Genomic DNA, 14970 nt, shown 5'->3' with positions numbered 1-14970 from the left:
CTTAAATGTTTCATCATATGTTCTTCTAATTTTCCCCATAAAAAAATCCCCCTTATAGTAGACAGGATATAAAGCTTTCTTTTTTCTGTCTACTATAGGGGGAGCATATCATATACAAAGACCCCGTGAATAATGAGTACTAACATAACGACAATCATATACTTGAACATCGCAGCGACGCCTGCAAGCCCCATTTTACCAACGGATGAAGCGAGCAAACCGAATGTTCCAATTGGGGCTAATTTCATAACGAGATTAACAAGATACATCATTAATTCGTTGCCCTGTTCAAGTAATGAATGGATACCTTGAACTCGTTTTCCTAAAATAGCTATACCGAGTCCAATCAATACGGCAAAGGCAATGATTTGTAACATGTTTCCGTCAGCCATCGCTTTTGCTGGGTTATCTGGTACGATATTTAGCAATGTGTCGACGAAAGATGTTTCAGTTTTTGCACCTTCATACTTAAGACCTTCTGTTTTAAAATTACCGCCAGCTCCTGGTTTTATAATAAGTGCAAATGTAACCGCTATAGAGATGGCAACCGCAGTTGTTACGAGAAAGAATGAAATTGATTTTAAACCGATTCTTCCAAGTTGTTTCGGATCTCCAAGGCCGGCAGCACCAAGTACGATAGAAATGAACACAACAGGAACAACTAGCATTTTAATAAGTCGAATAAACAATTGACCAATTGGGTTGAACACATATTGATTTAGTGGCTCAAAGATAGATGGAGCAGCTAAATTTAGAGTGAGTCCAACAACTAGACCTAGAAATAATGCGATTAAGATTGCTTTTGTTTGTTTCAATAAAATCCCCCCTTTTGTTTTTGCGAAATTTCTTTCTAAAGTAATTATACCGAAAAAATACCTAATTTGACAATATTTTCTGAATTTTTAATTTTTTTAAGTGTAGATAGACAGATTTTGTGTTTGGAAAATAAAATAGACCATCACATAGGATGGTCAAGGGAAGGGGACAATTTATGTCAATTTAATTAGGGATGGAAGTTGCTTTAAGACACTGGGGAATGTCTTATAAATTAGGGAGGAACAACTTCGATACATATACTATAAAAGATAGGTGTGACTCTCATGTGAACATAGGGTGAAAGAGAGAGGGAGTTTTAAATAAAAGATAGAAAGACAAAAAAATAAGACCATCATATATAAGATGGTCAAGGAAGGGGACAATTTATGTCAATTTAATTAGGGATGGAAGCTGTTCAAAGACACTGGGGAATGTCTTATAAATTAGGGAGGAACAACTTCGATACATATACTATAAAAGGTAGATGTGACCTCTGTGTGAATATAGAGTGAAAGAGAGAGGGAGTTTTAAATAAAATGAAAATTTAATGAGTGTTTTTTGTTCATCCCCTGTTGATTATTAGCCTTAACCAATCGGGCGTTTATTGCCCACAAATAGCGGAATAAAAGATAGAGAAAACAAAAAAATAAGACCATCATTTATAAGATGGTCAAGGAAGGGGACAATTTATGTCAATTTAATTAGGGATGGAAGCTATTCAAAGACACTGGGGAATGTCTTATAAATTAGGGAGGAACAGCTTCGATACATATACTATAAAAGGTGGATGTGACCTCTATGTGAACATAGAGTGAAAGATATGGGGATTTGAAAAATAGTACATATGAAATTGTTATTGCTAGCAATATTGAGTTAGGATATAGAGTTTTCCCAGCATAAAACGAAAAGGAATCTGAATATAAATAAAAGTTGTAATCTATGAAAAAAAGGATTATGCTCAACTATATTATGAGAATATAAGGTTTGTCCCAATTATTTAAGGGCTTTTAAAAAGCTTTTTATTGTATGAGGGGAAAGCTTCACTTTAATAAGGGAGTTAGTGATATGGACGTAACAAAAAAACAAGGGCTGTATAATCGTCTTATACGATTAAACCCACCACAAATATTAGCATTAGGCTTTTTCTGCTTAATTGTGGTTGGCGGTTTGTTATTAAAATTACCATTCGCAACGAAAGTACATATTAGTTGGGTAGATGCTTTCTTTACAGCAACGTCAGCAGCGACCGTAACTGGTTTGGGAGTAGTGGATACAGCAAGTACATTTACGATGTTTGGCGAAATTGTTATTATGTTTTTAATTCAAACAGGTGGTCTAGGTCTTATGACAATTGCCATTTTAATTGTTTGGGTACTAGGTAAAAAAATCGGATTACGCCATCGTTTATTAATTGGAGAAGCATTTAATCAAACAAATATAGGTGGTCTTGTAAAATTAGTAAAGCGTGTCTTTATATTTTCGATTTGTATTGAACTTATTGGGGTCATCTTTTTATCGTTTCGCTTTATTCCAGAGTTTGGTTTTGGAAAAGGTTTATATTATAGTATTTTTCATGTAATTGCATCTTATAATAATGCAGGATTTGCTTTATGGCCAGATAATTTAACAAGATATGTAGGGGATCCCATTATTAATATTGGGATTTGCTCTTTAATTGTAATTGGGGGACTCGGTTTTACCGTATTAATTGATATATGGTATAGCCGCAGTTTTCGAAAATTATCACTTCACTCAAAAATAATGATTATTGGAACAGTAGTGCTAAATGTTATAGCAATGATTGTAATTTTTGTATTGGAATATAATAATGTGAAGACGTTAGGGAATTTATCTTTAAATGAAAAACTATGGGCTTCCTTCTTTCAAGGTATTACTCCGCGGACAGCTGGATTTAATACGGTTGACTATGGAGGTATGGAAGAATCATCTATATTATTTACGATGATTTTAATGTTTATTGGTGCAGGAAGTGTATCGACAGGTGGAGGAATTAAATTAACGACGTTTGTTATCTTAATTACATCTGTCCTTTCTTTCTTTAGAAAAAAGGAGGAAATTGTTTTATTTCAGCGTACAATTAAAATGTCGACAGTAACGAGGGCCTTAGCGATTGCTGTTGCCAGTCAAATACTTATTTTAGCAGCGGTATTCATATTAATGCTTACAGAAAACTTCAGCTTTATTCAATTATTATTTGAGACAATATCAGCGTTTGGCACAGTCGGATTAACGATGGGAATTACTGCAAAGCTATCGGCATTCGGAAAATGTATTATTATGTTTGTTATGTTCTGCGGATTAATTGGACCATTAACACTTGTGTTCTCTTTAGCGCGACCAGCAAAACAAAAAATAAAATATCCATCGGAAGATGTGTTTACAGGATAAGGTATCCCGCGTTAAGCGAGATACCTTTTTCTTTTTTAGAACAGGGAGAACAATAGACCAATAAGTGCTACTCGGAATAAAATTGCGATAAGTGCAGCAATTCCACCGACAACTGCAGCGATACCGCCAGTTACAGTAGCTCCGCGATTATAAGCGTAAATACCGAGTAAAACAGAAACAAGACCAAATAGTGTTGGAAATGTAAATAGCGATAAGATAGATAGCGCAAGAGCGATAAAACCAGCAGTTGATCCAGCAGCGGACGATTTTACAACATCTTTATCGTCTTTATCATCGTAATCATAATCAATGCGTTGTGGTGCAACCTCAGCGGCGTACTCTTCTTTATAGTCACTATAATCACTATCTATTCTATCTTTTCTTTTATAATCATCAAATTTCTCAGTCAAAGTCATGACTCCTTTCATAACAAGGTTCAATAGTAGTATGTATCTCTTTTTCTTTTTTATCCCGCTATTTGTGGGAGTCGAGAAACGTGCACATCCCACTGATTAAAGTTTCACTATACCGGAGCATGTACAGGGAGTAGTATCTTTTAAAAGGAGGAAAATGTTTTCTTGAAATAGGAAAAGTTAGTATGACTTCCTCTATTTTGGAAAATATAAAAAGGAATAATGAGGAAAGGGTGCAATACATAATGGAACATCCAATTGAAAATTTAATGAAAACGGCAATGACAAATTTAAAAGAGATGGTAGATGTAAATACAATTGTTGGGAGCCCGGTTTCAACAGCTGACGGAAATGTAGTATTAACAGTATCTCAAGTGGCTTTTGGTTTTGGAGCTGGTGGAAGTGATTTTAAAGGGGATTTCATTACTGAAAAACATAACGGTGGGCAAAATCAGCATAAAGAGAACAAACAAGGGCATCCATTTGGAGGAGGAAGCGGGGCTGGGGTTTCCATTAGTCCAGTAGCTTTTTTAGTAGTTGGTTCTAATGGGGTGCAAGTATTACATCTCAACAGCAGTACACATTTAATTGAAAAGGCTTTAAATACTGTACCAAGCACTGTAGATAAATTTGTGAATGGTCGTCAAAAGTGAACTTGCATTTTTTAGGAATTATGATATATTAGAAAAAGTGCGCTTTAGGATGATCGGAATAATTGAAATGTAAATATATATGATGTGTGGAATAAGGGAGAGGAATTTATGATTAATATCAAAAACTTAGTAGTTGGCTTATTCATGTTAGTAAGCGGCTTTGTTGTATATGTAATAAAAGAAAAAGCTCCATTCTAAAACAGACAAACCGTTAATGTCTGTTTTTAATTTGCGGAAAAAAGTTGACAAGTTATTGTATTGGTGTTAGAATTTTAATTTGTGTCTCGGTTACAGCTAGTGTAAAGTAAATATCTCTTATGAATGCAATACGAAAAGTTTGCGAAAGATCGGGTAATTTTATCAACAACTTTTGTGAACAAACCCTATAAATTGTATTTGTAAGCTATATATGTATACTAGTGAATCAAGGAGCGGTCAGTGGAACCGTAATGATGAGAGAGAGGTAGGGCTTTCATCCAGTATATGTTACTTTCCCGTTAGGTGAATATAAAAAAGAGGACTCCTTTTAAAAGGAGTCCTCTTTCATTTTTTAAGTGCGACTTTCAACTTGTTGACAAATTTCATCTGTTGTTAAACCGTGAGCTGTAATGACTGATCCTTTAATTGATGTATCTGCAATGCCCATCACATTAGAATCTTGCCCAGTTACAACGCAACAATCACACCCTTGTGCATCCTGTTCTGAGTTAAGTGTAACAACTTCATGACCTTGTTGCTGAAGAGCTTGTTGAACGTCTGTTAATGAGTTTTCAACGCCAATTCTAGCCATAATTCTCACCTCCCTACCATCTAATTGCTAGTATGCTCAAGTTCACTGCATATATTTATGAAAAGACGGTAGGAAGTAAATCTTTGTTTAGTCGTTATATACGCCAGTAAGCATTTGACTAACGAATTGATCGTTTAATAATGTATCTTGTGCTGAAGAAGTATTTGAATGGATGTCGATTGAAGCAATAAAATGATTATGTTCTTGCGTATTTGGTTCTACCTCTACGTAATTATCGAATTTACAAAAACCTTTCGTATCCATTAGATCAAATAATTGCAGCATTTCTACTACCTCTTGTCTCGTTCCTTTAATTTGTACACACGCCATATTTATTTCCTCCTTCATTTTGACAAATTGTTTTTTAAAAATAGGATTATGATTACGAAATGAAAAATATGAATGTTATTTTTAGACAGCGCTATTTTTGTTATTTTCCCCCTTTTTCAGCAAAAGTCGTTATATATTTCCGGATTTATAAAATCGGACGTCCGTTTATTGAATACAATAGATTCGTATCAATTGATGAAAATCCTTCTTTTAAACAAATATTTTTTTAGTGGAAATTGGCGAAAAAAATTTTTTGACTTTTTGTAAACGTTAACAATGTTGTTAAATCAGTATAAGTAAAGAAGTACGTATGATTAAAAATTATAAATTTTCTAAAAATTCACTTGATTTATTTAGAAAGGAGAGTAAACTAGGAAACAATAAAAAATTCATAGAACATAGGAGGCGCTTCTAGTGAATGAGCAATGGATTTTCTTAAATGGAGAATTTGTTCCAAAAGATGAGGCAAAAGTTTCAGTATATGATCATGGCTATTTATATGGCGATGGAGTGTTTGAAGGAATTAGAGTTTATAGCGGTAATGTTTTCCGTTTGAGAGAGCATCTTGTCCGGTTGTATGAATCAGCAAAATCAATCCTTTTAGAAATTCCATATTCATTAGATGAAGTAACAAATATTGTTGTTGAGACGATTCGACAAAATAAATTATCTAATGGATACATTCGCCTTGTTGTATCAAGAGGAGCAGGAAATCTTGGATTGGATCCCGATTCATGTAAGAAGCCGAATGTAGTAGTAATTGCAGAACAATTATCTTTATTCCCACAAGAATATTATGAGAAAGGGATTCCAGTTGTAACAGTTGCAACGCGCCGAAATCGTCCCGATGTTTTATCCCCTCAAGTAAAATCTTTAAATTACTTAAACAATATTTTAGTTCGTATTGAAGCGAAATTAGCTGGAGTACAAGAAGCGCTTATGTTAAATGATCAAGGATATGTAGCTGAAGGATCAGGAGATAACGTGTTTATTGTTAAAGGAAATAAATTAATTACACCACCAAGTTCTGCTGGAGCGTTAGAAGGTATTACACGAAACGCCATTTTAGAAATCGGCGAAAAACTTGGGTATGACGTAAGAGAAGAGTTATTTACAAGACATGATGTATATGTAGCTGATGAAGTGTTTTTAACAGGAACAGCTGCTGAAGTGATTGCTGTTACGACAGTAGATGGTAGAACGATTGGCTTAGGGCAAACAGGTCCACATACGAACCGTTTATTAGAAGAGTTTCGTAAGTTAGTTGTAGAAGATGGAGAGAAAATTTACGAAGAAAATAAAGTTGGATAACAACTTTTTTAACATAAGAAAGCGTTGATAGGGAGGAGTAGTTGATTGTGAAGCCTCACAGAGAGTCGGTGGTTGCTGAAAACCGATGGTTCACGTCGACGAACATCGCCCTTGAGTGCTAAGCTAAAGCATTTGTCTAGGCTTAGACGGTAGCTCCGTTATTAGCTAGATCCATTTATGGATCACTGAGGCAAGAGTATTCTTGCAAAGAAGGGTGGTACCGCGAAATCTTTCGTCCCTTCAGCACATAGCTGGAGTGTGGACGTAGGATTTTTTTATTGTATAAAAGGTTGAAAAAGGGGGCTTATAAGAACAATGTCTTCAAAAACGGAAGAGAAACTGGAAACTGGTGCACAGCTATTGTTAGAAGCGCTAGAAAAGGAAGGCGTAGAAGTGATTTTCGGTTATCCGGGTGGTGCCGTTTTACCTCTCTATGATGCATTGTATGATTGTGAAATTCCGCATATTTTAACAAGGCATGAGCAAGGGGCAATTCACGCTGCTGAAGGGTATGCCAGAATTACAGGGAATCCAGGGGTTGTAATTGCAACGAGTGGACCAGGTGCTACAAATGTAATTACGGGTCTAGCTGATGCGATGATTGATTCATTGCCACTTGTAGTATTTACAGGCCAAGTAGCAACAACGTTAATTGGGAGCGATGCTTTTCAAGAGGCAGATATTATGGGACTTACGATGCCAGTGACAAAACATAACTATCAAGTGCGAAAGGCCTCAGATTTACCTCGAATTATTAAAGAAGCATTTCATATTGCTAAAACAGGAAGACCAGGACCAGTCGTTATTGACCTTCCGAAAGATATGGTAGTCGAGAAAGGTGGGCGATGTAGCAATGTACAAATGGATTTACCAGGATATAACCCTAATTATGAACCGAATCTACTTCAAATAAACAAATTACTCAAAGTAATTGAAACCGCAAAAAAACCGTTAATTTTAGCTGGAGCGGGTATATTGCATGCGAAAGCTTCGAAAGAATTGACAAGTTTTGCTCGTAAATATGAAATCCCTGTTGTGCATACATTACTTGGACTTGGTGGTTTTCCACCAGATGATGAACTATTTCTAGGGATGGGGGGAATGCACGGTTCTTATACAGCCAATATGGCATTATATGAATGCGACTTACTCATTAATATAGGCGCGAGATTTGATGATCGTCTTACTGGAAATTTAGCTTTTTTTGCTAAAGGGGCGACTGTTGCACATATCGATATTGATCCAGCAGAAATCGGGAAAAATGTGCCAACAGAGATTCCTATTGTTGCAAGTGCTAAGCAGGCGTTAGAAGTATTGCTTCAATCAGAAGGAAAGAAAGAAAATCATCATGAATGGCTCTTTTTATTAAAGAATAGAAAAGAAAAATATCCATTCTCTTATAAAAGAAATTCTGAAAGTATTAAACCTCAATATGCGATTGATATGCTATATGAAATTACGAAGGGAGAAGCGATTGTAACAACAGACGTTGGGCAACACCAAATGTGGGCAGCGCAATATTATCCACTGAAAAATCCAGATAAATGGGTAACTTCTGGTGGACTAGGAACGATGGGGTTCGGATTTCCAGCAGCAATCGGTGCGCAAATTGCAAAGCCTGAAGAATTAGTTATTGCAATTGTTGGTGATGCTGGGTTTCAAATGACTCTGCAAGAATTAAGTGTATTAAAAGAACACGCTTTACCCGTTAAAGTATTTATTTTAAATAATGAAGCTTTAGGAATGGTAAGACAATGGCAAGATGAATTTTACAATCAAAGATATTCACATTCTTTATTACCATGCCAACCAGATTTCGTCGCTCTTGCAAATGCATATGGCATAAAAGGTGTTCGTATTGACGATCCACTTCTTGCAAAGAAGCAAATCCAGCATGCGATCGAATTACAAGAGCCAGTCGTAATTGATTGTCGTGTACTTCAATCAGAGAAGGTTATGCCGATGGTTGCGCCAGGAAAAGGTGTTCACCAAATGGAGGGAGTGGAAAAAGGGTGAAGAGAATTGTTACAGCGACAGTTCGAAATCAAAGTGGTGTGTTAAACCGAATTACAGGGGTTATGACACGAAGACATTTTAATATTGAAAGTATTTCAGTAGGTCATACAGAATCATCAGATATATCGCGAATGACGATTGTTGTACACGTTGAAAGTGAACAGCAAGTGGAGCAGTTAATTAAACAACTGCATAAGCAAATTGATGTTCTGAAAGTATCAGATATTACAGAAGAAGCGATGATTGCTAGAGAGCTTGCTCTTATTAAAGTAGCAACTTCTGTAGCGAGGGCAGAATTATATAGTTTAATTGAACCGTTTCGAGCCGCTGTAATAGATGTTGGGAAGGATTCCATAGTTGTGCAAGTAACAGGTACGCAAGATAAAGTAGAAGCGTTAATTGAATTACTTCGTCCATACGGTTTGAAAGAAATTGCTAGAACAGGTGTAACAGCATTTACACGTAGTATGAAAAAACAAGATAAGCAAGTTATGTTAATTCAATAATCATTTAAATATAGGGGGAAATGAAAATGGCAAAAGTTTATTATGAGAAAGATGTAACAGTAAATGTATTAAAGGAAAAGAAAGTAGCAATCATCGGATATGGCTCGCAAGGTCATGCGCATGCGCAAAATTTACGTGATAACGGATTTGATGTAGTAGTAGGTTTAAGAAAAGGTAAGTCTTGGGATAAAGCGAATGAAGATGGGTTTTCTGTATATACAGTAGCAGAAGCTGCGGAAAAAGCTGATGTAGTAATGATTCTATTGCCTGATGAATTACAACCAGAAGTATATGAAGCTGAAATTGCACCAAATTTACAGGCTGGAAACTCTCTCGTGTTCGCACATGGATTTAATGTTCACTTTGATCAAGTAAAACCACCAGCTAATGTAGATGTATTTCTAGTAGCGCCAAAAGGACCAGGGCATCTCGTACGCCGTACGTTCGCCGAGGGCGGGGCTGTTCCTGCATTATTTGCAGTATATCAAGATGCAACAGGAGTTGCGACTGAAAAAGCACTTTCTTATGCTGACGGAATTGGAGCAACGAGAGCTGGTGTACTAGAAACGACGTTTAAAGAAGAAACAGAAACAGATTTGTTTGGAGAGCAAGCTGTACTTTGCGGCGGAGTGACTGCACTTGTAAAAGCAGGGTTTGAAACGTTAGTTGATGCGGGATATCAGCCTGAACTTGCATATTTTGAATGTTTACATGAATTGAAGCTAATCGTTGACCTTATGTACGAAGGTGGACTTGAAAATATGAGATATTCAGTTTCAGATACAGCGCAGTGGGGAGACTTCGTATCAGGACCACGCGTTGTGACTGAAGATACGAAGAAAGCGATGGGGGCAGTATTAGCAGAAATTCAAGATGGTACATTTGCAAGAGGGTGGATTGCAGAACATAAAGCAGGAAGACCAAATTTCCATGCGACAAATGAGAAAGAGAATAAACATGAAATCGAAGTAGTTGGACGTAAATTACGTGAAATGATGCCTTTCGTACAGCCGCGAGTAAAGGTAGGGGTTAAATAATATGAAGCAGGTTTTGTTCATGGATACAACGCTTCGTGATGGCGAACAATCACCAGGAGTAAATTTAAATGAACAAGAGAAATTACAAATTGCTAGGCAATTAGAGAGGCTTGGTATTCATGTAATGGAAGCTGGATTCGCGGCAGCTTCCGAAGGCGACTTCCAATCGGTAAAACGTATTGCGAATACAATTCAAAATGCTACGGTTATGAGTTTAGCTAGAGCGAAAGAAAGTGACATTCGAAGAGCATATGAAGCTGTGAAAGGCGCTGTATCTCCTCGTCTACACGTATTTCTAGCTACGAGTGATATTCATATGAAATATAAACTTTGTATGTCAAAAGAAGATGTGTTAAATAGTATTCATCGCTCGGTTACGCTCGGAAAATCATTATTTCCGACAGTACAATTTTCTGCAGAAGATGCGACAAGAACATCGAGAGCATTTTTAGCTGAAGCAGTAGAAATTGCGATTCGAGCAGGAGCGAATGTAATTAATATTCCGGATACAGTTGGATATACAAATCCGGAAGAGTATTATTCTCTTTTTAAATACTTACAAGAATCCGTTCCATCATATGAAAAAGCGATTTTTTCTTGTCATTGTCACGATGATCTTGGTATGGCAGTAGCAAATTCGTTAGCTGCGGTTGAAGGGGGAGCATTGCAAGTAGAAGGAACGATTAATGGCATTGGAGAAAGAGCAGGGAATGCAGCGTTAGAAGAAGTTGCGGTAGCTCTTCATATTAGAAAAGATTTTTATAAAGCAGAGCCTTCGATGACTTTAAAAGAAATTAAGGCGACGAGTATATTAGTAAGCAGGTTAACGGGTATGGTTGTACCGAAAAATAAAGCAATCGTTGGAGCGAATGCATTTGCTCATGAATCGGGCATCCACCAAGACGGGGTTTTAAAAGAAGTAACAACTTATGAAATTATCGAACCAGCGCTTATAGGAGAATCTCAAAATCTCTTTGTACTTGGGAAACACTCTGGCCGTCATGCGTTTACGGAAAAAATGAAAGAGCTTGGTTATGAATTTACAAATGAAGAGCGAGATGCGGCATTCGAAGCATTTAAAAAATTGGCTGATCGTAAAAAGGAAATTACTGAAGAAGATTTACGCGCACTTATGCTTGGTGAAGCAGCATTTGCAGCTCAGCAATATAACATTACGCAATTACAAGTGCATTTCGTATCAAATAGTACACAATGCGCAACAGTTGTGTTGAAGGATGAGGAAGGAAATGTATATGAAGATGCAGCCACTGGTTCTGGTAGTATTGAAGCGATATACAATGCGATTCAAAGAATTTTAGGATTAGAATGTGAATTGGCAGATTATCGCATACAATCTATTACACAAGGTCAAGATGCACTTGCTCACGTTCATGTTGAATTAAAAGAAGGTAGTCACCAAATATCAGGTTTCGGAGTTGCGCAAGACGTATTGGAAGCGTCGGCGAGAGCTTATGTCCATGCAGCAGGGAAATTAAAATCTCTTATAGCGCTTGTGAAATAAATAATTGATAGGTGAGAGAAGCTTTCCTCACCTATCAAATTAAAGTTCTGAAAATTCGGTTAAAAGGAGTGTTAAAAATGGAAAAACGTATCGTTTGTTTAGCTGGTGATGGTGTCGGTCCAGAAGTAATGGAGAGTGCGAAGGAAGTATTGCATATGGTAGAAAGGCTATATGGACATCATTTTCATTTGCAAGATGAGTACTTTGGTGGTGTTGCTATCGATTTAACTGGGCAACCATTACCACAGCGAACACTTGCCGCCTGTTTAGCGAGTGATGCGGTTTTACTTGGAGCAGTAGGTGGACCAAGGTGGGATAGTGCGAAAGAAAGGCCTGAGAAAGGATTATTAGCATTAAGAAAAGGACTCGATGTATTTGCGAATGTTCGCCCTGTAACGGTAGAAAGTGCAACTGCACATTTATCACCATTAAAAAACGCTGATGAAATTGATTTCGTTGTCGTTCGTGAATTAACAGGCGGAATTTATTTTTCTTATCCGAAAGAGCGAACGGAAGAAGTGGCGACAGATACACTTACGTATCATCGCCATGAAATTGAACGTATCGTTTCGTATGCTTTTCAATTAGCAAATAAGCGGAAGAAAAAAGTAACATCTATTGATAAAGCGAATGTTTTAGAGTCTAGTAAATTATGGAGAACTGTGACAGAAGAAGTAGCACTTCGCTACCCAAATGTGGAAGTAGAACACATTTTAGTAGATGCAGCAGCTATGGAATTAATTCGGAATCCAGGAAGATTTGACGTTATTGTAACGGAAAATTTATTTGGTGATATTTTAAGTGATGAGGCTTCAGTATTAGCTGGATCATTAGGAATGCTTCCATCAGCAAGTCACGCTGAAAAGGGACCTTCATTATACGAGCCTATTCACGGATCAGCACCGGATATTGCGGGGAAAAATAAGGCGAATCCAATTGCGATGATGCGTTCTGTTGCAATGATGCTTGGGCAATCGTTCGGATTAACGAGAGAAGGATATGCAATTGAAGAAGCAGTTTCTGCAGTCCTTAAATCAGGGAAATGTACAGCAGATATCGGGGGGACTGAAACGACAACTTCATTTACAAAGGCAGTTATTCAAGAAATGGAAGAGCAAGCGTTAGTAGGGAGAGGGAGATAATGGGAAAAAGGTTACTAGATAAGCTTTGGGAAAGACATGTAGTTGCGACTAATGAAAATGGATTGGATTTATTATATATCGATCTACATCTTGTTCATGAAGTAACGTCACCGCAAGCCTTTGAAGGCTTGCGGCTTACAAATCGAACAGTCCGCAGACCAGATTTAACATTTGCAACGATGGATCATAATATTCCAACGAAAGATGTTTGGAATATTACCGACCGCATTGCGAAGCAGCAACTAGATACACTTCGGCAAAACTGTAAACAATTTCAGGTGCCATTAGCGGATATCGGAGATGAAGAGCAAGGGATCGTTCATGTAATAGGACCAGAACTTGGACTCACACAGCCAGGAAAAACGATTGTTTGTGGTGATAGTCATACAGCAACACACGGTGCTTTTGGCGCACTAGCGTTTGGTATTGGTACGAGTGAAGTGGAACATGTATTGGCAACGCAAACGTTATGGCAACGAAAGCCGAAAGCGATGGGCATTGAGTTAAAAGGGAAGTTACCGCAAGGTGTCTATGCGAAAGATATTATTTTACACCTTCTTTCAAAGTACGGAGTAGCAGTTGGAACAGGTTACGTAATGGAATTTTATGGAGAGGCCATTCATGCTATGGATATGGAAGAGAGGATGACGCTTTGCAATATGGCAATTGAAGGGGGAGCAAAGGCTGGCATTATTGCACCAGATGAAAAAACGTTTGCTTACGTAAAAGGGCGTAAATATGCACCGAAAGACTATGAATCTATTAAGAAAAAATGGTCAGAACTTTATACAGATTTAGATGCAGTTTATGATTTACATATTCTAGTAGATGTTACGGATTTAGCGCCGTACGTTACGTGGGGAACAAATCCTAGTATGGGTGTTCGGATCGATGAGAAATTGCCAGAAAAGCATGATGCAAATGATGAAAGAGCGTTTTCTTATATGGGATTGAGTCCCGGACAAAGTACGTATGACATTCCAGTTCAACATGTTTTCATTGGATCTTGTACAAATTCCAGGCTTTCTGACTTAGAAATTGCTGCATCTGTCGTGAAAGGTAAAAAAGTAAAAGAAGGTGTGCGAGCACTTGTTGTACCTGGATCTCAAAGGGTAAGAGAAGCAGCGATGCATAAAGGATTACATCGCATATTTGAAGAAGCTGGATTTGAATGGAGAGAGCCCGGATGCTCAATGTGTCTAGGTATGAATCCAGATCAAGTGCCTGAAGGAGAACATTGTGCCTCTACGTCCAATCGCAATTTTGAAGGAAGACAAGGAAAGGGAGCACGAACGCATTTAGTTAGCCCGGCAATGGCGGCAGCGGCTGCGTTATATGGTCATTTTGTTGATATTAGAAAGGAGAGTTATGATGGAGCCATTTCGTATTCATAAAGGTACTGCCGCAGTACTGATGAATGATAACATTGATACAGATCAAATTATTCCGAAGCAATATTTAAAGAGAATTGAAAGAACTGGGTTTGGGAAGTTTTTATTTGATGAGTGGCGATATGATAATAATCGCCAAGAAAACCCTAATTTCCCGCTTAATGCACAAGAAAGAAAAGGAGCCAGCATATTAATCACAGGTGATAATTTTGGATGTGGCTCGTCAAGAGAACATGCTCCATGGGCACTTGCTGATTATGGTTTCCGCGTTATTATCGCTGGAGGATTTGCCGATATCTTTTATATGAATTGTATGAAGAATGGCATGTTACCGATTGTAATGGATAAAGATATGCGTGAACAACTTGCTAAAACAGATGCGAGGGAACAAATTACAGTTGATTTAGAAAATGAAATAATGACAACGAATACGCATAGATTCCATTTTACGATCGAGAAAATGTGGAAAGAGAAGTTATTAAATGGTTTAGATGAAATTAGTATTACAATGCAATATGAACAAGAAATAAAAGAGTATGAAAGAAAAGTGGCTTTACATTAAAAAAAATGACGGAATATTAAAAATGTATTTACATTCAAAATTAACTGTTATATACTATGTGAAAATCAGAGG

14 protein-coding genes, 1 pseudogene and 1 other annotated feature are annotated in these 14970 nt (G+C 37.2%); of the genes and pseudogenes, 11 read left to right on the top strand and 4 right to left on the bottom strand.

All coding sequences use genetic code 11. The annotated features are described in order from the left end of the window. Nucleotides 1-110: 110 nt before the first annotated feature. Nucleotides 111-815: pseudogene (locus MR168_RS11370) on the bottom strand (dicarboxylate/amino acid:cation symporter); the annotation flags it as partial. Nucleotides 816-1881: 1066 nt separating this feature from the next. Between MR168_RS11370 and MR168_RS11365 the strand changes: the two are divergent. Next, nucleotides 1882-3225 (top strand): TrkH family potassium uptake protein, encoded by a 1344-nt coding sequence (locus MR168_RS11365; RefSeq protein ID WP_000383526.1) that lies wholly within the window; start codon nt 1882-1884, stop codon nt 3223-3225. Nucleotides 3226-3260: 35 nt separating this feature from the next. On the opposite strand, the gene MR168_RS11360 is transcribed toward MR168_RS11365, so the two are convergent. Further along, nucleotides 3261-3635, bottom strand: a complete 375-nt coding sequence (locus tag MR168_RS11360; protein ID WP_000136541.1) for a hypothetical protein — start codon at nt 3633-3635, stop codon at nt 3261-3263. Nucleotides 3636-3823: 188 nt separating this feature from the next. Between MR168_RS11360 and ytfJ the strand changes: the two genes are divergently transcribed. Both ytfJ and MR168_RS11350 read left to right on the top strand, forming a co-directional pair. Beyond that, on the top strand, nt 3824-4291 hold the full coding sequence (ytfJ, locus tag MR168_RS11355; RefSeq protein WP_000204234.1) for a GerW family sporulation protein: 468 nt from the start codon (nt 3824-3826) through the stop codon (nt 4289-4291). Between the two features lie 108 nt (nt 4292-4399). Next, nucleotides 4400-4489, top strand: coding sequence for a hypothetical protein (locus tag MR168_RS11350; RefSeq protein ID WP_000608227.1), 90 nt, complete (start codon nt 4400-4402; stop codon nt 4487-4489). Between the two features lie 352 nt (nt 4490-4841). On the opposite strand, the gene MR168_RS11345 is transcribed toward MR168_RS11350, so the two are convergent. Together MR168_RS11345 and MR168_RS11340 are read right to left on the bottom strand one after the other, a co-directional pair. Next, nucleotides 4842-5081, bottom strand: a complete 240-nt coding sequence (locus MR168_RS11345) for a YkuS family protein (RefSeq protein ID WP_000101022.1) — start codon at nt 5079-5081, stop codon at nt 4842-4844. 87 nt (nt 5082-5168) lie between these two features. Beyond that, nucleotides 5169-5411, bottom strand: coding sequence for a DUF3911 family protein (locus MR168_RS11340; protein WP_000752513.1), 243 nt, complete (start codon nt 5409-5411; stop codon nt 5169-5171). A gap of 414 nt (nt 5412-5825) precedes the next feature. Here MR168_RS11340 and ilvE point away from each other — a divergent pair, with 414 nt between their 5' ends. The 8 genes from ilvE (at nt 5826) to leuD (ending at nt 14898) form a co-directional block, all read left to right on the top strand. Next, nucleotides 5826-6722, top strand: a complete 897-nt coding sequence (gene ilvE / locus MR168_RS11335; protein ID WP_001005486.1) for a branched-chain-amino-acid transaminase — start codon at nt 5826-5828, stop codon at nt 6720-6722. A 15-nt stretch (nt 6723-6737) separates the two neighbouring features. Continuing rightward, nucleotides 6738-6965: a binding site (T-box leader), on the top strand. 72 nt (nt 6966-7037) lie between these two features. After that, nucleotides 7038-8738, top strand: coding sequence for an acetolactate synthase large subunit (ilvB, locus tag MR168_RS11330; protein ID WP_242291263.1), 1701 nt, complete (start codon nt 7038-7040; stop codon nt 8736-8738). Then, nucleotides 8735-9244: an acetolactate synthase small subunit gene (gene ilvN / locus MR168_RS11325; protein ID WP_000822952.1), complete on the top strand. Its 510-nt coding sequence runs from the start codon at nt 8735-8737 to the stop codon at nt 9242-9244. Before ilvB ends, ilvN begins: the two co-directional genes overlap by 4 nt. 26 nt (nt 9245-9270) lie before the next feature. After that, nucleotides 9271-10281: a ketol-acid reductoisomerase gene (ilvC, locus tag MR168_RS11320; RefSeq protein ID WP_001151741.1), complete on the top strand. Its 1011-nt coding sequence runs from the start codon at nt 9271-9273 to the stop codon at nt 10279-10281. A gap of 1 nt (nt 10282) precedes the next feature. Then, nucleotides 10283-11803, top strand: a complete 1521-nt coding sequence (gene leuA / locus MR168_RS11315) for a 2-isopropylmalate synthase (protein WP_000815753.1) — start codon at nt 10283-10285, stop codon at nt 11801-11803. A gap of 77 nt (nt 11804-11880) precedes the next feature. Further along, nucleotides 11881-12945 carry a 3-isopropylmalate dehydrogenase gene (gene leuB, locus MR168_RS11310; protein ID WP_086411842.1) on the top strand — a complete coding sequence of 355 codons (1065 nt, stop codon included), beginning with the start codon at nt 11881-11883 and terminating at the stop codon, nt 12943-12945. Then, nucleotides 12945-14339 carry a 3-isopropylmalate dehydratase large subunit gene (gene leuC, locus MR168_RS11305; protein ID WP_000518111.1) on the top strand — a complete coding sequence of 465 codons (1395 nt, stop codon included), beginning with the start codon at nt 12945-12947 and terminating at the stop codon, nt 14337-14339. Before leuB ends, leuC begins: the two co-directional genes overlap by 1 nt. After that, nucleotides 14317-14898, top strand: a complete 582-nt coding sequence (gene leuD / locus MR168_RS11300) for a 3-isopropylmalate dehydratase small subunit (protein ID WP_000433189.1) — start codon at nt 14317-14319, stop codon at nt 14896-14898. Before leuC ends, leuD begins: the two co-directional genes overlap by 23 nt. The last annotated feature ends 72 nt before the right edge of the window (nt 14899-14970 follow it).

This window comes from Bacillus cereus group sp. BfR-BA-01356, from assembly GCF_022663635.1.
Taxonomy (GTDB): Bacteria; Bacillota; Bacilli; order Bacillales; family Bacillaceae_G; genus Bacillus_A; species Bacillus_A cereus.
This window is presented reverse-complemented; position numbering and strand designations above follow the sequence as displayed.